The sequence below is a fragment of the Comamonas koreensis genome (assembly GCF_014076495.1).
Lineage (GTDB): Bacteria > Pseudomonadota > Gammaproteobacteria > Burkholderiales > Burkholderiaceae_C > Comamonas > Comamonas squillarum.
Map to the genome: position 1 here is coordinate 4,012,131 of NZ_CP043575.1, position 26,159 is coordinate 4,038,289.

A 26,159-nucleotide genomic window follows, 5' to 3' on the forward strand; every position below is an offset into this window, starting at 1 on the left:
TAGGCGTTCGCGGTTGAAACCGATTGCGTTTGTTTAAAAACGATAGCAGCCGACATTCTAACCAGAGGGCAAGCCCCTTGTTGGGTTGGTGTTGGGGGTGCCGGAGGCGGCAACAGTCTCCTCGCTTCAACGGCGCCTGCCTCGTACACACGCAGGTCGGCATCACATATCTATCTGGCTCCACCAACAAAAAAAGAGCCTCCCCGGCACCAGATGGCGCCAGGGAGGCTCTTTGCATAACCGATCATGGCTGAGTGCAGGCTTTGTCACTCTCATCGCCACCAAGCTGGCGCTCGGTATTGACCTGGCTGCACAGCGCAGCTACTTCTGCGTCTCGCCGCCTAAGATGACCTCCGAGTTCTGCGACCACGCCGAGGCCTTCTGCAAGCTGGCGGTCGAGGGCTGCGGCTTTATCTGCAAGATCGCTGCGGGCAGCGGTGTCGGCCTGGGCTTGCGCGCGATAAGTGGCGGCTCTGCGGTCGGCGCTGCGCTGCAGGCGCTCAGCACGAGCAAGCTCAGCACGCACATCCATAGCAATGCCCGTCTTGAAGGCCGCCAGCTTGTCAGCGTTGTAGAGGGTATCTTGGGCATGTTTGCTCTCCAATTGGGCGGTGTGGGCTTCGTCACTTCGGGCAGCGTCGGTGCGTGCAGCCAGGTCAAGCGCCTGATCAGCGCGCATCTCAGCAAGGCGGGTGCCGGTTTGCCAGCCTTTGACCACCCAGCCAGTCGAGAAAGCCAGCGCGGCCATGACGGCCGCCAGCATCAGCTGGAGCTTCAGGGTCATAAGCCCTCCTCGCAAATCTCGCCGTTGGCATCGCCCCGGCGCTGCAGACCAGGCAGCACCGCCGACATACCGTTGACCGTACCCCGGTTCCAGCGCGGGTTTTCTCGGCAGGCGCCCAACACATCACCGGCATTGGCTTTGCGCAGCAAGGTCGATCCCGCCAAAGCGGCCTCGCCCTTGTTGTGGATGAAGTCGATAAACACCGCCTGCTGCAGCGCCGTGTACTGCGCCCAAAAACGAAAAAGCCGCTTTGCAGCGGCTTCGGATGCCAGGTAGCGGGACTTTTCAAGCCCATAGCATTCAGCCGGTGAGTAATAGCGCTCGGCCACCACTGCAGGCCCGGTGATTCCATTGCAAACCGTCAGCGGCGCCCCTTTGCCCAGCTGGTCAAAATAGGGCCTGCCGATGTGGCGATAGCTGCTTTCGTAATAGCTGCCCATGACCATCGCGATCTTGGCGGCATCCGAAGTGTCAGCGTCAGCCGCAACGGCCTGGATGTAATGACTTTGCTCCGCCATCACCTGGGCGGCAGCTTGGTCGCGCTCAGCCACCACATAGCCGCCACCACCGGCCAGCAGTACAGCCAAAGCAAGCAGGCCCGCGCGCAGCGCATGGGGCACGCGGCTCATGGCTCCATCCTTGGCGTCTCACTCATGTGCTGGCATTCATCGAGGGTCATAGTGGTTCGCCGCTTATTCGGTGCCATCCACCCCCAGCGCTCGAAAGCCGGACGCCACAGCTTTTTCCAGAACCACTCGCAAATCAACAGCGAGGTATAGAGCGCTGCCACGATGGAGGCAATGGTGCCCCAGGGAATTGAATTGACCCAGTGCCAACTCTGTGCACTGGTATTAACGGTGGCAGCCTGAACCAGCTTGTCCGCCATGTCCGTCTGTGCAGCGGTGGCCAAGGTAACCGCACTGGTCGCCTTGGCCATCGGCATGCTGATGTCTGTGCTTTGCATCAGGCCTCCTAAAAATAAAAAAACCCGCCGAAGCGGGTCATGGGTGGTACAGCCAGGTCAAACGCGCTTTGCCGCGCGGTCAATGGCTGCGATCAAGCGGGCCGCCAGGCGGTCCGTCGCGCCTTGGCTGCGATGGATATGGTCGTCCTGCAGGTCCCCTTCGCCTTGGTACTCCTGGTCCCAACCCGCATGGATGACACACTGCGCATCCGCCACTTCGCGCATCACTTGCTGGAAGGCCAGAAGATTGGCATCTTGCACAGGGTCGTAGTAACCACTGGGAATAGGCACAAGACCTGTGAATACGGGAACGGCGCCCCCACTGCGAATGACCACCAGCGCATCGAGCAGTTGCTGCCGGTAGGCCTCTGGCGACAGATAGCCGTAGGAGTCGTTCAGGCCCAGACCAAGCACTATCACCTGTGCCTGGTGCAAGGCATCTTTGAATGCGGGCTGCGGACCTGCGGGATACATGTCTGGCGGCGCATCAGGAAATGGCTCCTGGTAACCCTGCATGAAGTCCGCCATCCGCAGACCACAGGCATTGCGGTCCGTCAGCGTCCATCGAGGGCGCTGTGCGCGCATCTGCATTGCTGGCGTGCTATCGCAGCCCCAGCCAAACAAAATGCTGTCCCCGTTCAGTTCTACCGACAAGGGACAGCAACGAACGCAAAATTTGCGCAGGATTTTGCAGATTAGTTCTTTCAAATTCATGTGTATCGTTACAAGGATGATGTGTTGTAGCAAGCATGGGACGCAGCGTTGCTAAAGCTCCGCAGTACAGACATTCAATGTCCAACTCTGCAATGCTGATATCACAGTTACAGCGTTCCTCAGAACCGTACTAAATTGCTATTCGGTCCAAACTACCATGCAGTAGCCGGATCCGCCTGCCCCCCCTGGCAGAGATACGCCTGTAGCACCGCCGCCTCCACCACCTCCGCCACCCGAGTTTGCTCGGCCGCTAGTGGCTGCAAGGGCGGGAGATGATGGGTAACCGCCGTTACCGCCACCAGACGTACCAAACCCAGCCCAGCCTGCGCTCGAACCACCACCGCCGCCCCCACCAGCACGGCCATTGATCCCACCTCCCCCGTGATTCCGACCGGTGGCGTTTGAATTCCCTATGCCTCCTGGATACCCGAAAAGACCAGCGCCAACAGAATTACCACTCCCTTCTAGAGCTCCTCCTCCAGCACTGGAAGCTCCGCCACCACCGCCACCCACGCCAGCACCGGATTGCGCTCCGTACCCGCTACCCCCACCACTACCACCAGCAAGGCCAGGCCTATTACTGTAACTACCGCCGCTGCCGCCGCCTCCACCAATAGCAATAAGTAATGACCCAAATGAGGAATTCCCTCCATTTGAGCCATTTGCCCCTTCTGTCGCCCCCCCGGCGCCACCGCCACCAATAGTCACCGCGACATTCCCTGTCACAGTCACCAATTCTTCACTGTGCTGCCCGGCACCGCCACCGCCACCGGCATTGCCAGCACCACCGCCACCACCGCCACCAATTAGCAGAACAAGACATTGCCCGCCACTGGCAAGTAGCTTTGTACTCGGCACAAACGTGCCGCTCGCAGTAAATCGCTGATACCGTAGCTTGCCGCCGCCGCTCATCATGCTCGAAAGATTTTGCATAGGTTAATCCTGTTAAGAAATGGACAATACCCAAGCACCGGGAGCGGTGCAGGAGGCGATGATTCGGCGAGCAGAATCGGAATCGAACAACACGTTATCTGCCACGCCATTGATGGTGTGTGCTGCGCTCGCCCGGCCCAGCGTAAAAAAGCTTGCAGCCCAGCCACCGGTGCCGTTGAGCACGATCTGATTGCCTGCAACACCTGCAGGCAAAGGGCGGCTATATGCGGAGCCTGCGGACAGTGCGTATTCCGAGCCCACAAGCAGCGGTTGCCCGTTATCAGCAGCTGTGGAGGCGCGCTGAACCAGCGCCTCCTGCAAGCCCACCACAACACCATTGCGCCCGTTGACGGATGCAACGGGACCTGCCTTGATGGCATCCAATGCCTCTCTCACATCATTGACGGCTTCATCTACAGCAACACGGCTGGCATGGGCGTTGCTGGCCGACTGGCTCGCCGCCATGGCGGAGTCCTGCGCCTCCTGCGCTTTGGATTGCGCCCATTGGGAATTGCTGAACACCTGGTCAAGAGCGGTATTGAACGCCACCCGCTGCGGCTCATAAGAAGCCGCCAGCGCAAAGGCCTTGGTGCTGAAACTCACACGGTCATCCGTGGGCTGCGGCGCTGGGGGATAGGCGGGGATAGGGGTTGGAACGACTAAAGGCATCACACCTCCTCAAGTTGAATTGCAAACATCGAGTAGTCGTGGTACTCGATAGCGACTGACCAATCCTTGGCGATACCAAATACGTTCAGGGCCTCAATGTCTTGAGAGCCCAGGAACAGAATGGGCTTGGCCCGGTTCTTGGTCATGTAGTTTTTGATGGCCATGATTTCTGAGCGCCGGATGGGCACAGACATATCCGCCCATCCGATGTAGGTGCGCTCGACCAGCACACGGTTGCCGAACTCATCGAGCTCCTTTCGGGAAAAATCCTGGATACCCACCGAGGCCCCGATCTCGACACCCAGACCCCACTCTTTGGCATTGCCCAAAATGAGGTTGCCGACCTCCATGTCGGTCGTGCCGATGAAATCCACCAGCACATCCGCTTGCGGGAATGCCGGTAGCCCGGTAAAGAGCCCCAGCACACCCGTAGGCGTCCACTCGCCAAAGTGCCATTCCCACCAATCGGCGGTCTCTGGCGCCAGGCCTACGGTGAGTGCCTTGTCATAGACGGTGCCATAGGTAGGGTCCAGCACGCGCACTCGGACGGAATGCACACCGGTCATGCCCATGGCACATACGGCATCCACTGCGCGTCCAAATCGGAACCGGTAGGACGCCGTCGCATTGAACTTGGAGCTCTGCGACGTGCGCCCATTAAAAAGGGCCCACGTATTGGTGGGCCCGACTTTGATCCAGAGCGTGGGGTTGTCCGGCGGCGGAATGCTGTCATTGATGTCCGCCCCGGCCTGGTAGACCAGATGCTGGTAGCGCACCCTGCCGCCTGCGGGCCAGGCGCCAGCCAACCAGGCCGCAGCTGTGTCTTCCACGGGCGGCTGCGCAACGATCACGCCATCGCTGATCTCCAGCGGGCTGACGGTTCTCAATCCTGTCATGCGTTTTCCTCCTGTGTACGTGTTGCAGGCATTCCATCGGCGTCCCACATGCGCAGCGTCTTGTTGAGTTGCTGCACGGCAGGCACAACGACCGTGGCCTCGGCCTTGCGGTTGGCATCATGGTTGTCGAGTGCCAAGCGCAGGGCCCGCACTTCCGCCACCAGCACCGGGTTGTCGCTCGACGCCTGCAGCGCGCTGAGCAAAGCGGTGTTGCCACTCGCCTGAACCACGCGCCCTGCAGTGGCAGCGCCCACCTCTGCGGTTTTCACATCGCCGATATCGACGCCGTATTTATTGGCCAGGAAGTTCCTCGTATCGGCCAACGACGCCAGCCAGGCCGACTGCTTGAGCAAGACATCGGCCTGGGACGTTGCACTGGCTTTTGCTAGCTCCTCCAGCGCCTGGATGATCGAGGGCAGCTCGTCGGCTGCATCCTGATTGCCAGATCGGGCCTGGGCCGTCTTGATGGCAAAAAGGGACTCGTAATATGCCGCTCCGTGGTCCGGGCCAGAGCCCAGCAACTGCCCGCGCAGCCGCTTCATTTCATTGGACATGGCGTCAATGGTTTTGGACCACTGTTCAGCCAGCTTCTTGGCCGCATCCGCCGCAGAGTTTGCAGCCTTGGCGGACGAGTCGTAGGAACTGCCCAGGCTGGAGACGCCTCCCTGGTAGCTGCGCATTTTGGGAATGCTGACGCCAATGGAGTTCCCCAACGACTTGACGGTGACCTTGATTTTCTCCATGCCCTCCACGAATTCGGTGCTGGTCAGCAACGTATTCAGTGCTTGCAGCGCCGCATTGGCATTTGAAATCATGTTGTCAATCGCTGCACCGCTCACGGCATCAGCCACATTGGCTCCAGTGAGTGCAGCAGTCAGCATCGGCGTGATCATCCCGTCGATCATGGACGCCAGAATGGTGTTCACCGCCTGCTCGTACACAGCCTGCTCAAAGCCCGCCGAGATTTGATTGGCCAGCCAGCTACCGGCTTCCGCACCACGTCCCTCGTTGATCTCATTGATGAAGCCATCGACCAGGCCATCCATCGACAGCCCCAACGTTGACAGCGTCGTTTCCCGGGCATGCTGAAGCTTGTTGGATCCCTCTTCCAAGCTGGCATTCACGGCATCAACGCCATTGGCAAAATCATCCGCAAACTGCAGCAGCCAAGCGAGCAGCTCCTCGTCCTTGTCCGCAATCGCTTTGTCAACCAGGGCGCGGTACTTCTTCTTTGCATCCACATCGCCAACACGCAGGTCCAGCTCACGCTCTTCCATACCGTCGTTGGCCACCTTGGTCGCACGGCTTCGCTTCTCGTCGTCGCTGTAATACAAATCGTAATAAGTGCTTGCGGCCTGTGTGAGCGCGTCCATGCTGCCAACCGCATCCACCAGCTTGCTGGCCCAGTCACCTGCAGAGAGCGAGCCCTCCAGCAAGGTAGAGCCAAACAGTTCAAAGATCTGGTTGACGCCGACCAGGCTGGATGACATGCGGGTCAAGGCATCAACTGCCGTCTCACCCGTGCGCACATACTCGCTCATCACGAAGATCTGCTCGGTAACCGTCTCCGTCACCTGGCGGCCGACACGAGCCCATTGCTCAGTGTCTCCATCGCCGGCCACTTGCACGTTGTCCCACACCATGCGGGTCACTTCGCTGGTCTGCTCCTGCCAGCTGCCGAGCACACTGCGTGCCAGCTCTTCATTGGCCTGCGCGAGCGCCTGCTGGATCTTGGCCGATGCTTCCTCTTGCGACAGGCCCGTCAACCGCAAGCCGTTGCCGCCCGTGTCCGGATGGATCTCATCGAGCCCCAGTGCCACCTTCATGGCACGGATTGCGTCTCCATTCAGCCCCAGGGTATCGGCTTTTTTGGCCGTGTCCTCACGCATGTCCTTGAAGGCATCCTGCAGCACCTTGATAGGGCCTTTGGAGCCTTCAATCGCCGTGCCATAGTTCTCTTTGAGCATTTCGACACGCGAATACAGCTGCTGGAGCTGGCGCTCACGGTAGCCATTCTCCTTGGCATCCGGGTTCGCCGCGATCTGGCCTTGGAGCGTTTCGATCTGCGCATTGGCCTTCTCGATCTCCTTCTCTGCAGCCAGGTAGCGGTACTTCGGACCACCAAACAAGCTGCCGCTTTCTCGCATCAGCTGGTAGCCATACATGTCTCCGCCGAGCTCACCCATCAGGCCGCTGCCGACCTGCTTTTCTTCCTTGAACATGCCGCCGAGGTATGCCGCGATGATTGGGATACTCATCACCCAACCGCCACCGGAAAACCAACTGCCCATCCCGGATCCGCCAGCTCCCGCGGCTTCCGAGCTTGTAGCCAGAAATCCAAGAGAGTCACCTCCGGCCATACCTATTGCATTTGCTGAGTTGAGGGTATGCGCGGAAAAGGTCGCAGTATTACCCCAGCCAAGCATGCTTCCTACGTAGCGAGAAGTCTGACCCAGCAATCCTTCCCCGGTATAGAGGCTGTATGCATTAGACCCACCGCTCAGCAAGCTCATGGCGCCATCGCCTGAACCACCAAGTCCCGAGCCTCCACCAAACAACCCAGCCAGCCATCCCACTCCGCTGGTAATAATGCCCGTGATGTTCGCGCCGATGTTCATCACAAACTTCTGCGCGAATGCCTTGTACAAAGCATCTGAAATGGAGGTCAGTACGGTCGTCTTCAAAGACTTGCCCAAGTTCTTCAGACCCTGAGCGCCGTTATTGAGAAAGTCGGCGAATCCCTGGCGCACGACATCCGCATATTTGCTTGCCTGCTGCGTGACGTATTGGTCCTGAATGCGCGCCAGCTCGGTCTGTAGCTTCGTCTCTGCAGTGAGTCTCGCCTGAGCAATCAAATCAGCTTCTTTGATCGCGTTCTTTTCGCTGTTGGAATCGTAAGAACTCTTTTTGATCTGCTCAATCTCACGCGCAAGCTGCAACTCAGCCTTGCGCACAGCCAGCAGTTTCTGGCGCTGGCTTTCTTCCACGCCCAGCAGGGACATGCTGTATTGCTGCAGTTCATATTCCTCTTTTGCAGCTTTCAGCTGCTCTGCATACTTGCTGCTGGCCTCGATGTATGCGCCTTCTTTCAGCGATTGCACATAACGCTCATGCTGCTCGGCAACCTTCGCCAAACCTTCGCTGACCTCAGGTCTCCAGGGCACTCCGCTGGCATTGTTTGCTTCGGACCGGGCTTTCTCCATCGCCATTTCGGCAATAGCTATCTTGGACTTTCCAAAGTTTGCGTTGGCCACATCCTGCTTGTCTGCCATATCGCCAATCGCACTTGCTGACTTTTTCAGGTCGTCGATATATTTGAGATAGCTCTTGCTTGCTTCGTCCTGGGTCTGAATCTGCTTCTCCAGTTCACCCCGGACCTGCTGGATCACCTGGTAGCGCTGCGCTTCAACAAGCTGGCCTTGCAAATTGGCTTTGGTACTCGCATCCGTTGTGCGAGCAATTTCTTTCTGCAGCTTCATGACTAGCTGGTCTGACTCGCTCATGCTGGCGGCCGCTGCAGCCCGCTCCTTGAGACGATCAATCAGATCCTCTTCGGCCGCAATCCTGGACTTGATGCCAGAAATCGCATGCTCCTGATCACCCCCATTAGATTCACGGGGGGCATTGCCAGCAGAATTACTTCCTGCAGAAGGTGCCCGCCTCGGCGTGATTTTGGGAGTTTCCACTTTGACCGTCGGTAGCTCGATGGTCGGAGGCTGCATCGATGCAGTGATGCGCTGCATATTCGCATGGTCAGCCCGCATCGCATCGTAGTATTTCTGAGCTTCAGCTGCGTAGCGCTTGTTGCCAGGCTCAGCTTCTGCCAAGTCCTTGGCCTCCTCATAGTTCTTCTTGTTCCAGTCAAAGTTAGCACTGGCGGTCTTGTGCGCAGTCTCCTTGCGACTCAGCGAGGCGGCATTCGCCAGCTGCCCAAGCGCACTGATGCCTTTGATGGCAATTTCAATGACGCCAGCAATCGCGCCAATCACTGTCTGAAAGCCTTCGCGTGTCGCTTCGGAGGACAGCGTATCGTTCAACGACTCAATGCCCTCGCGCATCCCTTGCAGGCTGCCGCTGTCGCCTGTCATGGCCGTCGCAAAGCTGTGCTGCAGCGCCTCCAAGGCGCCACCCAGCGTATCCCTGGCAGCAACTGCCGCACCGCCATACGAGGTTTGCAGCGCATCCAGAATAACGGCCTGTGCCGCACCAACTTGGCCGGTGGCTTCCAACTGCGCGACCATCTCTTTTTGCTGGTCGGTGAATTGCACCCCCTTGTCCGCCAGCGCTTTGAGCCCTTCGGACGGGGAGTTCAACGCCTGTCCAATGGTCTCCGCAGAGCTGGTCACCGATGTGCCCATGCGCGAAGACATATCCACCACGGCCTGCATGGCCTGCGGAAACTGTTGCCCCACCACATTGGAATAGTTCAGCAGCTGCGTTTGCGCTTGGGTGATATCGCCGGTCGAGAAGACACTGGACTTGGACAGCGATGTCGCCATGCCGTTGAGCCGTTCCTGTGACCAACCCGCAGCCTCGCCGGTGGACTTCAACACGGCAGAGAGCTGGGCCTGCTGCTTCTCTGCATTGATGGTCTCGGTGATGAATTTGCCAAAGAACGCGGGCGCGCCTTGTGCCAGCAGGCCGAACACCACCTTGGTGGATTCGGTCCAGCGTTTGGCAGAGGCATTTGCGCTCTCTTGCTCTTGCTGCACCGTCGCCAGGTCTCTGGAGTAGCTACTCAGCGCAACCTGGCTGGTTTGCTGCACCTGAACAAAGGTTTCTGAGAAGCGCTGGGTATCCCGGATCCCCACCTGGATCACCGATGACTGGCTCTGAAACGCCGAGGTCATCAGCTCGAACGATTGTGCGGAATTTCTGGAGCCGGCCTCGACCGAACTCCAGAAGCCCTGAATGCTGTTGATGGCCTCATGGACACCCACCTGGAGATCCGAGAGGTCGACACCAATCTTGATATTTTTTTCTAGATCAGCCATAGCAGCACCAATAGAAATGGCCCGCCGAGGCGAGCGTAGAAAAAGGAAAGCCCACCGAGGTGGGCTATTTCTGGCGGGAGCGCTCCTGTGCTTCCCTGCGCGTCTGCATCGCTTCAAGCGCGCCCCGTTCCAGCAGGCCGACTTCGCGCAGCACCTGGTTGCGCTTGCGCTTTTTGATGCCCTCGGCATCCAACCAGCTGTAGATCACGTTGTAGTCAAGGGCGTAGATGCCGCCCATGCCTGCACGCCACTGGCTGGAGTTGTCGATGAAGCAGCGGTAGGCCAGCTCGTTGTCGGGGTAGCACACCAGGGGCTCGCGTTCCTTAATGATCTCGGAAGGAAAGCCCATGGCCACCAGTTGTTGGGGACTGGACCGTTCGCCAAACAGCGCGCGGCCCAGCTCCATCAGTTTTTTGTCTTGGCGCCCGAATGAGCCTGGAAGAAGCCAGTCACAATCGCACCGAAGGCGAACGCATGGGTCACAAAGAACTGCGTGATGTTCTCAACGCTGAAGTCATCGGTGAACTCCCAGGCGGACACGATCTTCATCACCAGCTTGGCCTGGTCGGTACGCATGTCCTTCTCTTGCTCATCGCTGAGCGGGGCCTCGGCCGTCGCCTTGTACTTGTCTTGCAAGGCTGTGAACTCGGCCGACAGCGCCTTCATGGCTTCGGTGTCATGAAAGCGGAAGGTCAGGCCCAGGGGTTGCGGGCCCTTGCCGGCAACGGGCACATCGGCAGTGCCTTTGAAGGTGGGAGTGGGTGCAAACGATGCGAGAGACTTCGCCATGATGAATTTCCTTCTTTTCAAACAAAAAAAGCCCGTGCAGGTGCTACCTGCCGGGCATAGAAAACCCGCCTTGATCGGTCAAGACAGGTGTGGCGACCTTTACTTGTAGGTCTTGATGGGGCGCAGCATGGACAGGGTCAGCTTGCCGGTGGTCACAGCGTTGGAGGCCACCACGGGGGTTTCCTGCACGCTGATGTAGCCATAGGCATAGCTGACCGAGCCCCCGTTGGGCAGCGCCATGCGAATCGCCACCAGTCGGTTGGCACGGGAGGCATTCACCGCTGCCTTGTAGCCAGGCAGGGTGGGATCCCAGCCGAAGGTCAGCTCCCAGCTCATTGCCGAGCGGGTCGTGGGGATCTTGATGCCGTACTTCTGCGACAGCGGCGCGAATTCCGCGTACTGCTGCTCACCGCCGGTAGGGCTGATTTCGCTGACCTGCTGCAGCTCGGTCCAACCGGTGATGGGTCGGACCGTGCCGGCGCTCGAGCCGCTGGGGAACTGGATCAGATCAGAGGTGTCTTCGTCTTCCAGGGTGATGGCACCCGTGGTGGCCGAACCCACACGCAAGATCGAGTCGTTCATGTCCTCCCAGCCCGTGTTGAGCAGGAAGGGGTCCTTGGCACTCAGGCCGTGCGCGGCTGCAGCAATCACAGGAGGTGCGGCGTTGGAGATGGTGGTCACGGAGACGGGAGCGCCAAAGCCGGTCGAGATTGCGAAGCGGGTGCCGGTCGATACTTCATAAGCCATGGTTGGGCCTTTCTAGAAAAAGAAAAATCCGCCTGCGCCATTGCAGGGCGGATCGGTTTCGCCCTCGTCGGGCACAAAAAAACCGCCTCTCGGCGGTATGCGATGGTTGAAAGAGACAAGGCAGTCGACGATATATTGAACGTCAGCAGCCTGCGCTTTCTCGTCAAGGGTCGCAGGGGCTAGGCTCCAGATGGTTGGCTGCGCATGCGCGCCGAGCCTGCCCTGCGGTAACTACAAAGGCCAGCACGAACACTGGCCTCCAGATCAATGCCCCATCAGACCATCCAAGCGGGCTGGGGCTGCTGTTCGCTTCTTCAAGCACTGGGAAGCTCTCAGCAGGAGATACCACACCGTCAAACCACTCAGGTGCGGACTGCGCTTGCTGCAGTTGAAACGACAGAGCCCACATAAAGCGGGCCTCGGCGCAAACATGCAGGTAAGAAGAATGGGTGCCTGGTAAGTGCAATTGTGTGGCGCCGTATAGGTGAAGCAGCACAACGCCACAGCCCATCTGTGCAGACATTTTTCAGCGCATTTACCCACGCCAGAAATGCAAAAGCCCCGCACGGGGCGAGGCTTCAAAGGCTGGTGGCATAGCTCTGCCATCCAAGGCCTTGCGATGCCGCAACAGCATCGCAAGTAGTTCATGGCTGGGGACATTGGCGGGCTACTTTCGCGTCCTTCGCATCACTGTCTCAACGATTACGAGAATACCACAGTTTTAGCCAGGCCGCAACAACTTATTCAAGTTATTGCTGTGCGTTCTTTTGCAATCCATCACATAGTCGATAAGGAACTGCACATCCCTGCGGCTGGGTTCCTTGGCCAGCATCGCACCCTTGCATTTGAGGCACTTGTAGCTCTTGCCATCCTTGGCCGTCAGGCCTGTTCCCTGGCATGGCTTGCACCTTTGGTCCAGCAGCCAAGCCATGGCTTCAAGGGCAGCATCTTGAGGATCGGCCAGCTTCTTGGTCGATCCGTATTGGATCAAGGCTGTGTACATACGCTCCATATCCACCCTGCTAGGCTTGGTGATGATCCGCAGATAGTGCAAGGCGACGTTGGCTTTGCTCATCCCGCTGGCCTTGATCAGGTCCACCTGGCCGATGCGGTGCGATTCATCCGACAGATCACGGGAACTTATCGCGGCCGTGTACCGCTCTGCTGTATTGCTCATGCTTGCTCCTTCAATGCCGTTGTGCTGGCTGGGTTCAGTCGGGTTCTGCTTGCGCATATGTTCAGGTGGGCGCTGCGGTCTAGTGCCATGCGCTCGTCTGGCATGGTGGTCAAGACCATGCCTGCCTCCCATCCGCGTCCACTGCCTCACGCGCAAAGCGGACCGTGGTCGGGTTGAGCCTCTCGCCGGCCTTGACGCGCTGGATGATCGCGTGTGCCCAGCCTTTGTCCGCCGGCGCCTGCGCACGCTGGAGCTGCGGCGCCAAGCGTTTGAGCTGCTCGGCGACAACGGCTTGCGAGGCCAGCGGCGCGGACAGTTGCCGAGCCTCTGGCACAGGTGCCTTGCGCGCCAGATCGCGGAACTGGAACACAGTGGGCGGCTTGACCAGATCTAGGTGTGTCAATGCGTGGGCGATGCCTTCCGGGAATTTCTCGAAACCCGCCAGCTCATGCGCCCAATCGGATTTCACGGCATTGAGGTCCAGGCCCTCCCATCGTCCCAGAAAGTCGCGGCCATATACCAAGGTGAGCTTGGTAAAAATCTTGTCTATCCATGCGACCGGCAAGCTCATGCCGCACCTCCGATATTTTTCTGTGGCCGCTCAATGCGCCTGGCCGCGACCTCAATGGCCTGGCTTTTGAAAAAATCGGCGGGCGAAGCTTCAGGAGCTTGCCGGGCAATGGAAGGAACTGCCTCTTGGGCGCGTTCCCGCATGCTGCGCTGGTAGCTGGTCTCGCCGCTGTGATACTGCGCACCAAATGCTTGCCGTGCAAAGGGCTTGAGGGTTTCGCAGCGCCGAATCCAGTTGCGCCAGGTCGCCAGCCAGTCCAGCTTTTTCGCATCAGCGCCAGCCTTGGCATGCCAGAAATCGGCAAACACCTCCGCTTGCTTGCGCACGTCATCGTCTGTCAGATCTGGCCGGGCTTGCTGTGCCCAGTCACACCAGGCTTGCGGCAACATCCAGGCATCGGCAAGGCGTGTGGCCGCTTTGGCCTTGGAGTCATGCATGGCTCCGGCAGCCTGACCAAAGCCCAGGCCTGCGCCAGCCGTCACCGCACCAGCATCATTTGTATTTTTCTCTGCTTCTGTATCTGCATCTGTCTCTCTGTCTGTACGCGTGACATCGCCTGCGGTCACGCGTACCCCATCCGTCTCGGACTGCAGCGCGGAACCGGCTTTGGCTTTTGCGCGCTGGCGGCGTTTGCGATCAGCAGCCGTGGGGTCAGTGTCGCTGCGCATCTGGCGCGAGTTCCAGCGCAAAGGCTGCAAGCTCTCCTGGTCGATCAGACCTACCTCAGCCAAGCGACGACCCACCTCCGCCAAGGTGCGGGTGTCAATGCCCATCTTGACGGCGACCTTGCGCATCATCAAAGGGCCGGCATCATCCAGAACACCTCGCCCCTTGAGGCACAGCAGCGCCATGAAATGCCAGCGATCCTCGAAGGCGAGCAGGCGCAGCTTCTCGTCGTCGACCATCTCCGTGTAGGCGCGAAACCAGGGCAGCTGCATGCTCACACCGCCTCCCATACGCGATAGCCATTGCGCAGCAGATCCGCGCCTTCAAACTGCACTACCTGGGTATGGCCACGTCGCTCAAGCTCGGGCAGGCGGCGGCAGATTTGCTCAACCGTCATGCCAGTGCATTCGGCCATCTCGCCTGCCGTCAGCGACTTCTCATCTTGCAGCGCTGCCATGATGCGGGAGACATGTCTGTCAGCAAACCGTGCCGAATGCTCTGCAGCGCAGGGGCTGCTCACAGGGTCATAGGCTCGGGTGTTGTTCATCGCAGTGCTCCTTTCAAAATACGTTGGGTTTTATGGTGAGAGGCCTGGGCTTGGGCCCCGCTCTCGATGAAATAGCCGGGGTATCGGGGATTGCGCTCCACGGTTCTGGATACCCGCTGCGGGCTGAACTTGGATGCAACAGACTGCGCCGGGCGGCTAAAGGCATTCGGGACCAACCCTGCGTGCACAGAAGCACCAAGGGTTGACCAGCCTGACTTGTTGAATCCGACGCGGCCCACCACGCCATAAGAGCCCCCTGCTTCTGAAACCGACTCCATGAGCGCTGCTTCATGCGCCACCACAGAACCGGGGGCCTGGCTCTGATCTTGGATGGCTTGTGACTTTGGTGTAGACATGTCACAATTAAACCATAGTTCAGAACAAATAGCAACTATAGTTAAGACGTTTTCTACGAGAATTTAAACCATGGTTGAATACAAAGACCGCCTGGTTCAGGCGATGACTGCTGCAGAGATGAAAACAGCCGATCTGGCAGACCGGCTGGGACTGTCCTACCAAGCGATCAAGAAGGTGGTGGACGGGAACACCAAGGCATTGACGGCGGAGAACAGCGCTCGCGCAGCGCAGCTGCTCAATGTCTCGTCTGATTGGCTGGCGCTGGGCGAAGGTACGATGTCGCGCTCCAACATGGTGATGCCCTATAGTGACCTGTCCCCTGCGCCGATTCCCGGGCGTCCCACCATCGCCGTGCCTGTGCTGTCCAACAGCGCATCGATGGGCTCAGGCGCAGAGTTGCTGGAGCACGACGTGCTGACAGGAGATCTGAAGCTCTCTCAGGAGTGGGTCACGCAGCGCGTCAAGCCTTCCCATGTGCAGGCGCTGCGTTTTATCCATGCCTATGGTGACTCGATGAAGGGCACCTTCAACGATGGCGATATCTTGCTGGTTGATACTGGCATTCGCCTGGTCGATATCGATGGGGTGTATGTGCTGTGCGCCCATGACCGACTTTTTGTAAAACGCGTGCGCCAACGCTGGGATGGCCAGTTCGAGATCAGCAGCGACAACCCGAGCATCAAGACCTCAGACTTGCTCGACGGCCGGGAGCAACTCGATGTGCGCGGCCGAGTTCTTTGGGCCTGGAATGGACAGAAGCTCTGACCACCAGCCAAAGCCTTGTCTTTACCCACCGCACGCTCGGGCTTTTGACCCACCAACTATTGATTGCAGGCGACCGGTGCAGATCACCGGTCAGCACTGCCTGCATACTTGGCGCCAATGCTGCACCCGACACCGGGCATCTTATTGTAGAAATTAAGAATAGTTCAGAAATTTACTTAACTATAGTTAAATTTTGATATTAACTTAGGTTTGACTATCTATCCATCCTGGCGAAGGCTAGCCAACAAGTGACACCGGACATAGCCCGCGCAAACCGTAACCCAAATAACGGATCCCGCGACTGCAGATGGTTCGGACCGGGCGCCGAAACCGCTGAAATTGGAAGACGCTAAGCCACGAACAAGCGCACATGATCGCAGAAAAGCATCTCATAGATATCATTTAATTAATTTTGATACCTATAATACTCAATGCAGCGATAGAGGTCATGACAATGGTGCGCAGCCTGTAGCAGTTCGCCATAGACGTGCTCCACAGAGAGCGGTTGATTCATTGAGGTAGCCAAAACCACCCCGTGTATTTACTAACAGCGCACTCCGACCAGCTAGTGCTGCGGTCCTCCCGTTCGAAGAGATGGCTTGATCGGGTGACCTCGTCTATAAGCGACGAGGTTAAGAGCGGCGAGCAATGCATGCCACTTCAGTGCGCAGTCCAGTAGCATGGCTCTGGAAAATGGAGATACTACTAACACATGTGCTCACATATATAGCTCAAAAGTCTGAGTAGATATTTGAACTGCGTGTCCAGCTAACGTCATAGGGGCTTGGCAACAATGCACAAATACAGCATGTTGAGTAAGGTATTTGAAGCAACGATCCATGGCTACCAAATAGATCCATATCGCTAACTTCCAAACTGGCCGAATAGCTCATGTGCAGCTTAATAAAGCAATGAGTACCTTATTAAAATACTTCAATAATTACTCATCCCCGCCCGACTTCGCCCGCCCGCCCATTTGCTCATCATAAAACTGGCCCAGGCCCAGGCTGCCCACATCGCGGCGCAAATGGATATCGTAGATAAAAATCTTGTTGAATACCCGGTCCAGCCGCACATACTGGTAGGTCGCCACCGTGGTTTCGTTCACCACGAGCTTGATGGGATCCGTTCTGTACACGCCGAAATGGCTGGTGGGCTTGAGTTTTATCTTCGAAAACGGCTCTGACGACAAATACACGTAGACAGGGGTGTACATTGAGTAAATATTGTCTTTGCGAATTAGGGGGGCAGCAAATACCATTACCACCCATTACCTGTGCCGCCATCAGAAATTCCGCACTGGATTCTCCCCCAGCGCGGATGGTAAATGACAGAAACGGCTACAGCGATTAACTCCGCGCTAACACTTAGCTATAATTGATAGCTATATGATATTCGATTAAATCTATTTGTGGTTAACAACAACTATCAGTTTGCAGTTGTTTGCTATTCGTGTGAAATCTGTTTTATGAGGGATGCAGCCACCGCCGCAGACCGTTGGTTGAAGCACCAGCCCCGGTGGCGCGGGGGCGGCTGTGCCAGCTGCGCTTCTACAGCGCAATATTTGCCATATTTTTATACAGTCCTGTGCTTGGCGGCCTTCAGCACCATATAGCCACAACGCATTCATTGCACTAGATAGTTAGCTTAAAAATTCATAGCAATTTCAGGCAACAGGTAGCAATTTGAGCCACAATACGGCAGTTGTCTTGCTGTGCTGGCTAAAGGTCGGCATGCCCCGGTTGTCGTAGTTCATGGCCTGCCCTCCTCCCCGTTCCGCCAAGCGCCCCGCCAAAAAGAAAAAAGCATCCAAGTCCGCCCCCGGCCTGCTGCGCGGTTATTTACGCGGCATGGTGGGCAAAGGGGCGATTGCCGCCTACAGCGCGGTCGCAGCCATCGCGTCGGCCGCCTATGTGCCGCAACTCGACCCTATCCGCCAATGGGCGGTCAGCCATAGCACTCAGTGGCTGCAGCAGCTGCCGCCGGTGCAAACGGTGCAGCACTGGGTGGAAGAGGTCCAGTCCACCGCGGCAGACTGGCAAAGCCGCTTTCTAGAGATTGCCCGGCAAAGCCGGGGCGCTGCGTCAGATGCCGGGCACGCTTCAGCCACCCCCACCCCGCCCCCTTCCAGCCAGGCGAGCAGCGATAAAGGCAGCCAGGGCTTTGCCGACTGCGCCGAGCAGCTGCCCGCCAGCGCGCCGCTCAGTGCTGCCAGTGTGGGGCGCAACTGGATGCCCGTCACCCTGTGCTCGACCGGGTTTGCGGTGCTTTATTCGGGGCTGTCCAAAACGCCGATCGTCACGGTGGAGCGCTTGAGCCGCCAGCGGCTGCAAGGCGCGGCGGGCTTGCAGCGCACCGACCACTTTTATGCCGATGCGCGCCTGCGCGCGGCCTACAAGGCCGAGCTGTCCGATTACCAGGCCAGTGGCTATGACCGGGGCCATATGGCGCCGGCAGCGGACCAGAGCACCGCCACCGGCATGGCGCAGTCCTTTGCGCTGTCCAACATGGTGCCGCAGGACCCGACGCACAACCGCCAGGTCTGGTCCAAGCTCGAAGCGGATGTGCGCAAGTACGCCAAGCGCGCCAGCGGCAACGTGTTTGTCTATACCGGCCCCTTGTTTGAGGGCCAGACCCCCACCATTGGCCGCAACCAGGTCTGGGTGCCCAGCCATTTGTACAAGCTGGTGTTTGATGAGCAGCAGCAACGCGCCTGGGCCTGGGTGCTGCCCAACCGGGGCGATGCGCAGCTGGGCGCGCCAATGAGCTATGCGCAATTTGTGCAGCGGACAGGGCGCAATTTTCTGCCCCATCTGCACTGAACCCTTTGGCTGAGCTTTAGGCGCCCGGCTTCATCCAATCGGCATGCCAGCCGCCCCCCAGCTCCTGGATGAGTTGGGCCGCTGCCAGTTGCTGGTTCAGCTGCAGCTGGATCAAGGATCGACGTGCCGACAGCGCTGTGGCCTGGGCGGTGACCACATCGGTATAGGGCACCTGGCCTTCCTTGTAGCGGTTGAGCATCTGCTGCTCGACCTTCTCGGCAGAATCGAGGCTTTGCTGCAGCAGCGGCTTTTGGGCATTGAGCGCCGCCACATTGCTCAGCACATCTTCGACCGCCTGGAACGCCGCCAGCACCGACTGGCGGTAGCTGGCCGTGCGGGCCGCATGCGCGGCGCGGGCCGAATCGACCTGCGCGGTGGTGGCGCCGGCGTTGAAAATGCTCTGGCTCAGCGATGCGCCCAGCGACCACAGCAGGCCCGAGGCGCTGAACAGGTTGCCGATGTTCGACCCCGAGCGGTTCAACGAGCCGCTCAGGCCCAGGCTCGGGTAGTAGGCCGCCTGGGCCACGCCGATCTGGGCATTGGCAGCAGCCACCGCGCGCTCGGCAGCGGCAATGTCGGGCCGGCGCTCCAGCAGGGTCGATGGCACCACGCCCGGAATCTCGGGCACGGTCACGTTCCAGGCGGCGGGCGGCAGGTCAAACTGCGCCGGCGCCTGGCCCGTCAACACGGCAATCGCATGCTCGTAGGTCTGGCGCGACTGGCGCAGGGACTCCACGCTGGCCTGGGTATTGGTTAACGTGGTCTGCGCCTGCAGCACTGCCGTGCGCGCCTCCACCCCCACGTCGTAGCGGTTCTGGGCAATCAGCAGGCTGCGCTGGTAACCCTCGATCGATTGCAGCAGGATCTGCATCTCGGCATCGGCCTCGCGCAGGCGGAAATAGTTCTGCACCAGGCTGCCCACGGCCGACAGGCGCGCAGCGGCCAGATCGGCTTCGCTCGCCTGGGCACTGCTTTGGGCGGCGCTCACCGATTCGCGCAGGCGGCCCCACAGGTCTGCATCCCAGGCGGCGCTGATGCCCAGCGAGGCACTGCCATTGCTGCTGGACTGGCTGCCACCCTGGCGCGTCTGGCCCAGGCTGCCACTGACGGTCGGCAGCAAGCCGGCCTGCTCCACGCGCAACGCGGCCTGGGCTTGCTGCACAGCGGCAGCAGCCGCGGCAATGTTCTGGTTGTGCACCTGCACCCGGGCAGCGAGCTGGTTGAGCGGCTCGTCCGCAAACAGCGTCCACCAGTCGCCCCGGTCCACCGCATCGTTGGGCTGGGCGCTTTGCCACAGCGCGCCCGCTTCCTTGAAGCTGGCTGGCGCTGGCGTGGCGGGCACCTGGTAGACGGGGGCCACCGAGCAGGCGCTCAAGAGCCCTGCGCAGCATAGCGCCAGCGCCAGGCTGCGCAGCAGGGGGGCACGAAAAGAATAGGAAAGATCAAGAGAAGGCGTCATGGCGTATCAGTGTTCCAGGGTAGGCATGCCGTCACTCGAGGCACGGCCCAGGTCACGCTCGTTGGGCGCGCGGCGGCGCAGCTTGTCCAGCAGCACATAGACCACGGGGGTGGTGACCAGGGTCAGCAATTGGCTGGCCAGCAGGCCGCCAATGATGGCGATGCCCAGCGGCTGGCGCAGCTCCGAGCCCTGGCCAAAGCCAATGGCCAGTGGCAAGGCACCCAGCGCGGCGGCCAAGGTGGTCATCAGGATGGGGCGAAAACGCAGCAGGCAGGCCTCGCGCACCGCATCGATCGCGGTCAGCCCCCGTGATCGCTCGGCCTCCAGCGCAAAGTCGATGATCAGGATGGCGTTTTTCTTCACGATGCCAATGAGCAAGAACACCCCGATGAGCGCAATCACCGTGAACTGCATGTCAAACAGCATCAGCGCAATCACCGCGCCCACCCCCGCCGATGGCAGCGTGGACAATACGGTGATCGGGTGCACCAGGCTTTCATAGAGCATGCCCAGCACGATGTAGATCACGACAATCGCAGCCAGGATCAGGTAGAGCTGCTGGTTCTGCGATTTCTGAAAGCTCAGCGCCGTGCCCTGGAAGCTGCCGCGCACATTGATCGGCATGGCGATATCGGCCTCGGCCTGGGCAATCACCTGCTGGGCTTCGCTCAGCGCCACGCCTGCGTCCAGGTTGAACGATATCGTCGTCGACAGCTCACCATCCTGGTGGTTCACACTGGTGGGCGCAGGGCGCTCAAGCACCTTGGCAAAGCTCGACAGCGGCACCATGGTGGCCACGCTGGTGCTGATCACGCTGCCGGTCGATGCACTGCGCAGCGCCGGGTTGGCCGCGGTGCCCTCGGTGCCGCTCAGGTTCGATGGCACATAGATATCCTGCAGCGCCGGCGGCCCACGCGTGTATTCGGGCGCCCACTCCATGATCACCGAGTACTGGTTCAGATCGCTGTAGATGGTGGCCACCGAGCGCTGACCAAAGGCGTTGTAGAGCGCATTGTTGATGGACTTGGCATTCACCCCCAGGCGTGCTGCAGCCTGCTTGTCCACCTCGACATAGACTTCCACGCCGCTGTCGGACTGGTCGGTGTCCACGTCCTGCAGCAAGGGCTCTTGCTTGAGCCGCTCGGCCAGGCGCGTGGCCCATTTCTTCATGTCGGCGGTGTTGTCGCTCTTGAGGGTGTACTGGTAGGTCGAGTTCGACGAGCGCCCCCCCATGCGCAAATCCTGCACCGGGTTCAGAAACACGCGCAGACCGGTGATCTGCGACAGCTGCGGCCGCAGGCGCGCGACCACCTGCAGGCTGGTCACATCGCGCTCGCTCACCGGCTTGAGGTTGATGAACACAAAGCCGCCGCCCGAGCGGCTGCCGCCGGCAAAGCCCACCACCGTGTCGATGGCCGGGTCCTGCTGGATGATGGCCAGTGCCTCCTTGAGCTTGCCGGCCATCGCGGTCGACGAGATGCTCTGGTCTGCGCGCAGGCCGCCGGCGAGCTGGCCATTGTCCTGCTGCGGGAAAAAGCCCTTTTGCACATGCATGAACAAATAGCCATTCATGCCGATGACGATCACCAGGATCAGCATCACCACGGCCTTGGCATGCAAGGCCCAATCCAGGCAGCGCTCATAAACGCGCAACATCCAGTCATAGCCGCTTTCCAGCGCGCGGGCAAAGCGGCCGCGCGGCGCCGTCTCAATCGCATCCTCATTGCGCAGAAACCAGGCGCACATCATCGGCGTGGTGGTCAGCGAGATGACCAGCGAGATCATCACCGCGACCGACAAGGTCACGGCGAACTCCTTGAACAAACGGCCGATCTGCCCTTCCATGAACAGCAGCGGAATGAACACCGCCACCAGGGACAGGCTGATCGACAGCACGGTAAAGCCCACCTCGCGCGCGCCCTGCAGCGCGGCGGCCATCTTGTCCATGCCCTGCTCGATATGGCGGCTGGTGTTCTCCAGCACCACAATCGCATCATCGACGACAAAACCGGTGGCGACCGTCAGCGCCATCAGGCTCAAGTTGTTCAGGCTATAGCCCAGCAGGTACATCACGCCAAAGGTGCCCAGCAGCGACACCACGGTGGCCACCGCCGGAATCACCGTGGCGCGCGCCTTGCGGATAAAGGCGCCCACCACCAGCACCACCAGGATCACCGACACCATCAAGGTGGTCTCGATCTCGCGCAGCGACGAGCGGATCGAGTTGGTGCTGTCGCTTGCCACCTGGATCTTCACATCCTTGGGCAGCTGGGCCTGCAGCTCGGGCAGGAGCTTGCGCACGTTGTCCACGGTATTGATGATGTTGGCGCCGGGCTGGCGCGTGATCAGCACCAGGATGGCGGGCTGGCCGTTGAACAGCCCCATCGTGTAGACATTGGCCGGCCCGTCGATGACGCGCGCCACATCGCCTAGGCGGACGGCCGCATTGTCGCGCCAGCCCACCACCAGGCCCTGGTACCAGCTGGCCTTGCGCTCGGGCGCGGGGGTGTAGATCTGCAGGCGGTTGCCGCCACTCTCGATGGCGCCCTTGGGCCGGTTGGCATTGGCCGCCTGGATGGCGGCGCGCACATCCTCGGTCGCAATGCCGTAGTGGCTCAGCGCCTGGGGCAAGAGCTCGACCCGCACCGCCGGCAAGGAGCCGCCGCCGATTTCCACATCGCCCACACCATCGACCTGCGAGATGCGCTGGCTCACCACGTTGGAGACTTCGTCATACAGCTCGCCGGGGGTGCGCGTGGGCGAGGTCATCGCCAAGATGATGATCGGCGAATCCGACGGGTTCATCTTGCGGTAGGTGGGGTTGCTGCGCAGGTCAGAAGGCAGATCGGTGCGCGCTGCATTGATGGCCGCCTGCACCTCGCGCGCGGCGCCATTGATGTCGCGGTTGAGGTCAAACTGCAAGGTCACATTGGCCGAGCCGGTCGAGCTGCGCGAGGTCATCTCGTTGACACCGGCAATCACGCCCAGGTGGCGCTCCAGCGGCGTGGCCACGCTCGAGGCCATGTTCTCTGGGCTCGCGCCCGAGAGGCTGGCCGTGACCGAGATCACCGGGTAGTCCACCTGCGGCAGCGGTGCCACCGGCAGCGCAAAGAACGCGGCAATACCCGCCAATGCCATGCCAATGGTCAGCAGGACCGTTGCGACCGGGCGTTTGACAAAGGGCTGGGACAGGTTCATGCCTGCACCTCGGAATGGCTTCCATCCGCAGTACCGGCTTGGCGGCGGCCAAAGCGGGCACCCAGGCGGTCAAACACCAGGTAGATCACCGGCGTGGTGAACAAGGTCAGCAACTGGCTGAGCATCAGCCCGCCAAAAATGGCCAGGCCCAGCGGGCGGCGCAGCTCGGCGCCCTCGCCCCAGCCAAACATCAGCGGCAGCGCGGCAAACAAGGCGGCCAAGGTCGTCATCAAGATGGGCCGAAAGCGCAGCAGCGCGGCCTGGTGGATGGCCTCTTGCGGTGCCATGCCCTGGTTGCGCTCGGCATCGATCGCAAAGTCGATCATCATGATCGCGTTCTTCTTGACGATGCCGATCAGCAAGATGATGCCGATGATGCCGATCACGCCCAGGTCGTTGCCGCTGATCATCAGCGCCAGCAAGGCGCCCACGCCGGCCGATGGCAGGGTCGAGAGAATGGTGAGCGGGTGCACATAGCTCTCGTACAGCACGCCCAGCACGATGTAGACGCAGACCAGCGCCGCCAAAATCAAGACCAGCTGGCTGGTGAGCGAGTTCTGGTAGGCCGCCGCTGCGCCCAGGAACTCCATGGTCAGCGACGCGGGCATGCCGATGTCCTTGGCCGCCTGCTTGATGGCATCGACCGCATGGCCCAGCGACACGCCAGGCGCCGTGTCAAAGCCCAGGGTGGCGGCCGGGTACTGCGACACGCGGGTCACCTGCAGCGGCGCCATCTGCTCCTCGATCTTGGCAATCGCCGACAGCGGCGTAGCGCCCGTGCTGCTGGCATTGATGGCCAGGTTGCCCAGGGTCTGCACGCTGTTGAGCTGCTCCTGCTGCGCCTCCAGAATCACCCGGTACTGGTTGGTCTCCGTGAAGATCGTCGAGACAATGCGCTGGCCAAAGGCGCTGTAGAGGCTGTCATCGATGCTGCTGGCGCTGATGCCCAGGCGCGATGCGGTATCGCGGTCCACATTCACATAGGCCGACAGGCCCTTGCGCCCGGCGTCGCTCGTGGCATTGCGCACCTGGGCCACATTCTGCAGCTGGCTGACGAGCTTTTGCGTCCAGTCATTGACCTGGTCGGTGTTCACGCCGCCGATCGACAGGCGGTATTCGGTAGGGCCGGTTTGCGAGTCGATGGTCAGGTCCTGCGAGGGCTGCAGAAAAATGCGCACCCCCGCCACCTGGCTCACCCGCTCGCGCAGGCGCTGCATCACCTCATCCTGCGCATCATGCGGCCGGGTCAGGTTGATCGACAGGCTGCCGGTGTTGAGCATGGTGTTGTTGGCCGCATCCACGCCCACCACCGAGCTGACCGAGGCGACATCCTTGTCCTGCAGGATGGCGCTCACGGCCTGCCGCTGCAGGTTGCTCATGCGGGCAAAGGACACTTCTTGCGCCGCCTCGATCTGCGCCTGCAGCTGGCCGGTGTCCTGCGTCGGGAACAGGCCCTTGGGGATGGCCAGGTAGAGCAGGCCCGTCAGCACCACGGTGGCCACGGCCACGACCAGGGTCAGCGCCTGGTGGCGAAACACCCAGTGCAGCCCCCGGTCGTAGTGGTGGATCACCTTGTCGAAACCGCGCTGCACCGAGCTGGCCCAGCCGCGCGTGTGCGCGCTGGTGTCCTCTTGCTTGAGCCAGCGCGCCGACATCATCGGCACCAAGGTGAGCGAGACCACTGCCGAGATTAGGATGGTGATCGCCAGGGTCACCGCAAATTCGCGGAACAGACGCCCGACGATGTCGCCCATGAAGAGCAACGGAATCAGCACCGCGATCAGCGACACGGTCAGCGAGATGATGGTAAAGCCGATTTGCGCGGCGCCCTTCAAGGCAGCGGCCATCGGCGTCTCGCCCTCCTCGATGTAGCGCGCAATGTTCTCGATCATCACGATTGCATCGTCGACGACAAAGCCGGTGGCAATGGTCAGCGCCATCAGGCTCAGGTTGTTCAGGCTGTAGCCCAGCAGGTACATGGCCCCGCAGCTGCCGATCAGCGAGATGGGCACGGCCAGGCTCGCAATCACCGTGGCGCGCAGGCTGTGCAGGAAAAAGAAGATCACCAGCACCACCATCACCACGGCCAGCGCCAGCTCCATCTGCACATGCTCGACCGAGGCGCGGATGCCGGTGGTGCGGTCGGTCAGCACCTTGACCTCGACCGAGGCGGGCAAGGAGGCGGTGAGCTCGGGCAGGCGCTGCTTGATCGCGTCCACCGTCGCAATCACATTGGCGCCGGGCTGGCGCTGCACGTTCAAGATGATCGCGGGTGTCTCATCGACCCAGGCGGCGAGCCGGTCGTTCTCGGCGCTCGCCACCACGCGCGCCACATCCTTCATCATCACCGGGGCGCCGTCCTTCCAGGACACCACCAGGTTCATGTAGTCGGCAGCGGTCAGCAGCTGGTCGTTGCTGTTGATCGAGTACGAGCGCTTGGGGCCATCAAAACTGCCTTTGGCGGTGTTGGAATTGGCATTGCTGATGGCAGTGCGCAGGCTGCTCAGGGTGATGCCATTGGCCGCCAGCGCCTGGGTGTTGGCCTGGATGCGCATCGCAGGCTTTTGCCCGCCCTCCAGGCTGACCAGCCCCACGCCGGTGACCTGGCTGATCTTCTGCGCCAGGCGCGTATTGACGATGTTCTGCACCTCGGTGAGCGGCAGCTCCTTGGAGGTGATGGCCAGGCTCATCACCGGCGTGTCGGCCGGATTGACCTTGGCATAAATCGGGGGCGCGGGCAGGTCGGCCGGCAGCAGCGCGCTGCTGGCGTTGATGGCCGCCTGCACTTCTTGCTCGGCCACATCCAGCGACAAGCCCAGCTGGAACTGCAAGGTCACGATGGACACGCCCGCTGCGCTGGTCGATGCCATGCGGTCCAGGCCGGACATCTGGCCGAGCTGGCGCTCGAGCGGCGCACTCACCGTGCGGCTCATCACCTCGGGGCTGGCCCCCGGGTACAGGGTCTGCACCTGGATCGTCGGGTAATCCACCTCGGGCAGCGCCGACAGCGGCAGCAGCCGAAAGCCAACCAGACCGGTCAGCACGATGGCCAGCATCAGCAAGGCCGTCGCTACCGGCCGCTGGATAAAGGGACGGGAAGGACTCAT

The 26,159-nt window shown here is 60.4% G+C and carries 21 protein-coding genes; 2 read left to right on the forward strand and 19 right to left on the reverse strand.

Translation table 11 applies throughout. The annotated features are described in order from the left end of the window. Window positions 1-244: 244 nt before the first annotated feature. The 15 genes from F0Q04_RS18300 to F0Q04_RS18370 all read right to left on the reverse strand — a co-directional run bounded on the left by F0Q04_RS18300 (window position 245) and on the right by F0Q04_RS18370 (window position 14,451). Window positions 245-784 carry a hypothetical protein gene (locus F0Q04_RS18300; protein ID WP_182342794.1) on the reverse strand — a complete coding sequence of 180 codons (540 nt, stop codon included), beginning with the start codon at window positions 782-784 and terminating at the stop codon, window positions 245-247. Beyond that, on the reverse strand, window positions 781-1,413 hold the full coding sequence (locus tag F0Q04_RS18305) for a glycoside hydrolase family protein (protein ID WP_182342796.1): 633 nt from the start codon (window positions 1,411-1,413) through the stop codon (window positions 781-783). The genes F0Q04_RS18300 and F0Q04_RS18305 overlap by 4 nt, the downstream gene beginning before the upstream one ends. After that, the gene (locus F0Q04_RS18310) at window positions 1,410-1,748 is read right to left on the reverse strand and encodes a hypothetical protein (protein ID WP_182342798.1); all 339 of its coding nucleotides are present in this window, start codon (window positions 1,746-1,748) and stop codon (window positions 1,410-1,412) included. The genes F0Q04_RS18305 and F0Q04_RS18310 overlap by 4 nt, the downstream gene beginning before the upstream one ends. A gap of 57 nt (window positions 1,749-1,805) precedes the next feature. Next, window positions 1,806-2,462 (reverse strand): SGNH/GDSL hydrolase family protein, encoded by a 657-nt coding sequence (locus F0Q04_RS18315; protein ID WP_182342800.1) that lies wholly within the window; start codon window positions 2,460-2,462, stop codon window positions 1,806-1,808. 138 nt (window positions 2,463-2,600) lie between these two features. Then, a complete protein-coding gene (locus tag F0Q04_RS24265) occupies window positions 2,601-3,395 on the reverse strand; it encodes a glycine-rich domain-containing protein (protein WP_332839212.1) in 795 nt (264 codons plus the stop codon). Window positions 3,396-3,407: 12 nt separating this feature from the next. Beyond that, entirely contained in the window at window positions 3,408-3,998 is a 591-nt protein-coding gene (locus F0Q04_RS18325) for a hypothetical protein (RefSeq protein ID WP_182342804.1), read from the reverse strand. A 65-nt stretch (window positions 3,999-4,063) separates the two neighbouring features. Then, window positions 4,064-4,960, reverse strand: coding sequence for a hypothetical protein (locus tag F0Q04_RS18330; RefSeq protein ID WP_182342806.1), 897 nt, complete (start codon window positions 4,958-4,960; stop codon window positions 4,064-4,066). Beyond that, on the reverse strand, window positions 4,957-9,954 hold the full coding sequence (locus F0Q04_RS18335; protein ID WP_182342809.1) for a phage tail length tape measure family protein: 4,998 nt from the start codon (window positions 9,952-9,954) through the stop codon (window positions 4,957-4,959). The genes F0Q04_RS18330 and F0Q04_RS18335 overlap by 4 nt, the downstream gene beginning before the upstream one ends. Before the next feature lie 64 nt (window positions 9,955-10,018). After that, the gene (locus tag F0Q04_RS18340; RefSeq protein WP_182342811.1) at window positions 10,019-10,360 is read right to left on the reverse strand and encodes a DUF1799 domain-containing protein; all 342 of its coding nucleotides are present in this window, start codon (window positions 10,358-10,360) and stop codon (window positions 10,019-10,021) included. After that, complete coding sequence (locus F0Q04_RS18345; protein WP_182342813.1) at window positions 10,360-10,743, reverse strand: phage tail assembly chaperone; 384 nt, start codon at window positions 10,741-10,743, stop codon at window positions 10,360-10,362. Before F0Q04_RS18345 ends, F0Q04_RS18340 begins: the two co-directional genes overlap by 1 nt. Before the next feature lie 99 nt (window positions 10,744-10,842). Further along, a complete protein-coding gene (locus F0Q04_RS18350; protein WP_182342815.1) occupies window positions 10,843-11,490 on the reverse strand; it encodes a phage tail tube protein in 648 nt (215 codons plus the stop codon). A 721-nt stretch (window positions 11,491-12,211) separates the two neighbouring features. Further along, on the reverse strand, window positions 12,212-12,724 hold the full coding sequence (locus F0Q04_RS18355) for a hypothetical protein (protein WP_182342817.1): 513 nt from the start codon (window positions 12,722-12,724) through the stop codon (window positions 12,212-12,214). Between the two features lie 52 nt (window positions 12,725-12,776). Beyond that, complete coding sequence (locus tag F0Q04_RS18360; RefSeq protein ID WP_182342819.1) at window positions 12,777-13,238, reverse strand: hypothetical protein; 462 nt, start codon at window positions 13,236-13,238, stop codon at window positions 12,777-12,779. Next, window positions 13,235-14,176 carry a hypothetical protein gene (locus F0Q04_RS18365; RefSeq protein ID WP_182342821.1) on the reverse strand — a complete coding sequence of 314 codons (942 nt, stop codon included), beginning with the start codon at window positions 14,174-14,176 and terminating at the stop codon, window positions 13,235-13,237. The genes F0Q04_RS18360 and F0Q04_RS18365 overlap by 4 nt, the downstream gene beginning before the upstream one ends. Window positions 14,177-14,178: 2 nt before the next feature. Then, window positions 14,179-14,451, reverse strand: a complete 273-nt coding sequence (locus F0Q04_RS18370) for a helix-turn-helix transcriptional regulator (RefSeq protein WP_182342823.1) — start codon at window positions 14,449-14,451, stop codon at window positions 14,179-14,181. A gap of 426 nt (window positions 14,452-14,877) precedes the next feature. Between F0Q04_RS18370 and F0Q04_RS18375 the strand changes: the two genes are divergently transcribed. Then, window positions 14,878-15,573 carry a LexA family transcriptional regulator gene (locus F0Q04_RS18375; protein ID WP_182342825.1) on the forward strand — a complete coding sequence of 232 codons (696 nt, stop codon included), beginning with the start codon at window positions 14,878-14,880 and terminating at the stop codon, window positions 15,571-15,573. Window positions 15,574-16,513: 940 nt separating this feature from the next. On the opposite strand, the gene F0Q04_RS18380 is transcribed toward F0Q04_RS18375, so the two are convergent. Then, window positions 16,514-16,789 carry a hypothetical protein gene (locus F0Q04_RS18380; RefSeq protein ID WP_182342827.1) on the reverse strand — a complete coding sequence of 92 codons (276 nt, stop codon included), beginning with the start codon at window positions 16,787-16,789 and terminating at the stop codon, window positions 16,514-16,516. A gap of 538 nt (window positions 16,790-17,327) precedes the next feature. Here F0Q04_RS18380 and F0Q04_RS18385 point away from each other — a divergent pair. Continuing rightward, the gene (locus tag F0Q04_RS18385; RefSeq protein WP_116925945.1) at window positions 17,328-18,395 is read left to right on the forward strand and encodes a DNA/RNA non-specific endonuclease; all 1,068 of its coding nucleotides are present in this window, start codon (window positions 17,328-17,330) and stop codon (window positions 18,393-18,395) included. Window positions 18,396-18,411: 16 nt separating this feature from the next. Here F0Q04_RS18385 and F0Q04_RS18390 read toward each other — a convergent pair whose 3' ends face one another. The 3 genes from F0Q04_RS18390 to F0Q04_RS18400 are packed head-to-tail and all read right to left on the reverse strand — an operon-like array spanning window position 18,412 to window position 26,159. Then, window positions 18,412-19,854, reverse strand: coding sequence for an efflux transporter outer membrane subunit (locus F0Q04_RS18390; protein WP_116925944.1), 1,443 nt, complete (start codon window positions 19,852-19,854; stop codon window positions 18,412-18,414). Between the two features lie 6 nt (window positions 19,855-19,860). Continuing rightward, entirely contained in the window at window positions 19,861-23,052 is a 3,192-nt protein-coding gene (locus F0Q04_RS18395; RefSeq protein WP_182342829.1) for an efflux RND transporter permease subunit, read from the reverse strand. Further along, window positions 23,049-26,159, reverse strand: coding sequence for an efflux RND transporter permease subunit (locus F0Q04_RS18400; protein WP_116925942.1), 3,111 nt, complete (start codon window positions 26,157-26,159; stop codon window positions 23,049-23,051). The genes F0Q04_RS18395 and F0Q04_RS18400 overlap by 4 nt, the downstream gene beginning before the upstream one ends.

Excerpts from the sequence above, each read along its gene's own strand:
- F0Q04_RS18300 (WP_182342794.1), bottom strand. The coding sequence starts at position 784 with ATGACCCTGAAGCTCCAGCTGATGCTGGCGGCCGTCATGGCCGCGCTG.
- F0Q04_RS18305 (WP_182342796.1), bottom strand. The coding sequence starts at position 1,413 with ATGAGCCGCGTGCCCCATGCGCTGCGCGCGGGCCTGCTTGCTTTGGCT.
- F0Q04_RS18310 (WP_182342798.1), bottom strand. The coding sequence starts at position 1,748 with ATGCAAAGCACAGACATCAGCATGCCGATGGCCAAGGCGACCAGTGCG.
- F0Q04_RS18315 (WP_182342800.1), bottom strand. The coding sequence starts at position 2,462 with ATGAATTTGAAAGAACTAATCTGCAAAATCCTGCGCAAATTTTGCGTT.
- F0Q04_RS24265 (WP_332839212.1), bottom strand. The coding sequence starts at position 3,395 with ATGCAAAATCTTTCGAGCATGATGAGCGGCGGCGGCAAGCTACGGTAT.
- F0Q04_RS18330 (WP_182342806.1), bottom strand. The coding sequence starts at position 4,960 with ATGACAGGATTGAGAACCGTCAGCCCGCTGGAGATCAGCGATGGCGTG.
- F0Q04_RS18335 (WP_182342809.1), bottom strand. The coding sequence starts at position 9,954 with ATGGCTGATCTAGAAAAAAATATCAAGATTGGTGTCGACCTCTCGGAT.
- F0Q04_RS18340 (WP_182342811.1), bottom strand. The coding sequence starts at position 10,360 with ATGGAGCTGGGCCGCGCGCTGTTTGGCGAACGGTCCAGTCCCCAACAA.
- F0Q04_RS18345 (WP_182342813.1), bottom strand. The coding sequence starts at position 10,743 with ATGGCGAAGTCTCTCGCATCGTTTGCACCCACTCCCACCTTCAAAGGC.
- F0Q04_RS18350 (WP_182342815.1), bottom strand. The coding sequence starts at position 11,490 with ATGGCTTATGAAGTATCGACCGGCACCCGCTTCGCAATCTCGACCGGC.
- F0Q04_RS18355 (WP_182342817.1), bottom strand. The coding sequence starts at position 12,724 with ATGCGCAAGCAGAACCCGACTGAACCCAGCCAGCACAACGGCATTGAA.
- F0Q04_RS18360 (WP_182342819.1), bottom strand. The coding sequence starts at position 13,238 with ATGAGCTTGCCGGTCGCATGGATAGACAAGATTTTTACCAAGCTCACC.
- F0Q04_RS18365 (WP_182342821.1), bottom strand. The coding sequence starts at position 14,176 with ATGCAGCTGCCCTGGTTTCGCGCCTACACGGAGATGGTCGACGACGAG.
- F0Q04_RS18370 (WP_182342823.1), bottom strand. The coding sequence starts at position 14,451 with ATGAACAACACCCGAGCCTATGACCCTGTGAGCAGCCCCTGCGCTGCA.
- F0Q04_RS18375 (WP_182342825.1), top strand. The coding sequence starts at position 14,878 with ATGGTTGAATACAAAGACCGCCTGGTTCAGGCGATGACTGCTGCAGAG.
- F0Q04_RS18380 (WP_182342827.1), bottom strand. The coding sequence starts at position 16,789 with ATGTACACCCCTGTCTACGTGTATTTGTCGTCAGAGCCGTTTTCGAAG.
- F0Q04_RS18385 (WP_116925945.1), top strand. The coding sequence starts at position 17,328 with ATGGCCTGCCCTCCTCCCCGTTCCGCCAAGCGCCCCGCCAAAAAGAAA.
- F0Q04_RS18390 (WP_116925944.1), bottom strand. The coding sequence starts at position 19,854 with ATGACGCCTTCTCTTGATCTTTCCTATTCTTTTCGTGCCCCCCTGCTG.
- F0Q04_RS18395 (WP_182342829.1), bottom strand. The coding sequence starts at position 23,052 with ATGAACCTGTCCCAGCCCTTTGTCAAACGCCCGGTCGCAACGGTCCTG.
- F0Q04_RS18400 (WP_116925942.1), bottom strand. The coding sequence starts at position 26,159 with ATGAGTCCTTCCCGTCCCTTTATCCAGCGGCCGGTAGCGACGGCCTTG.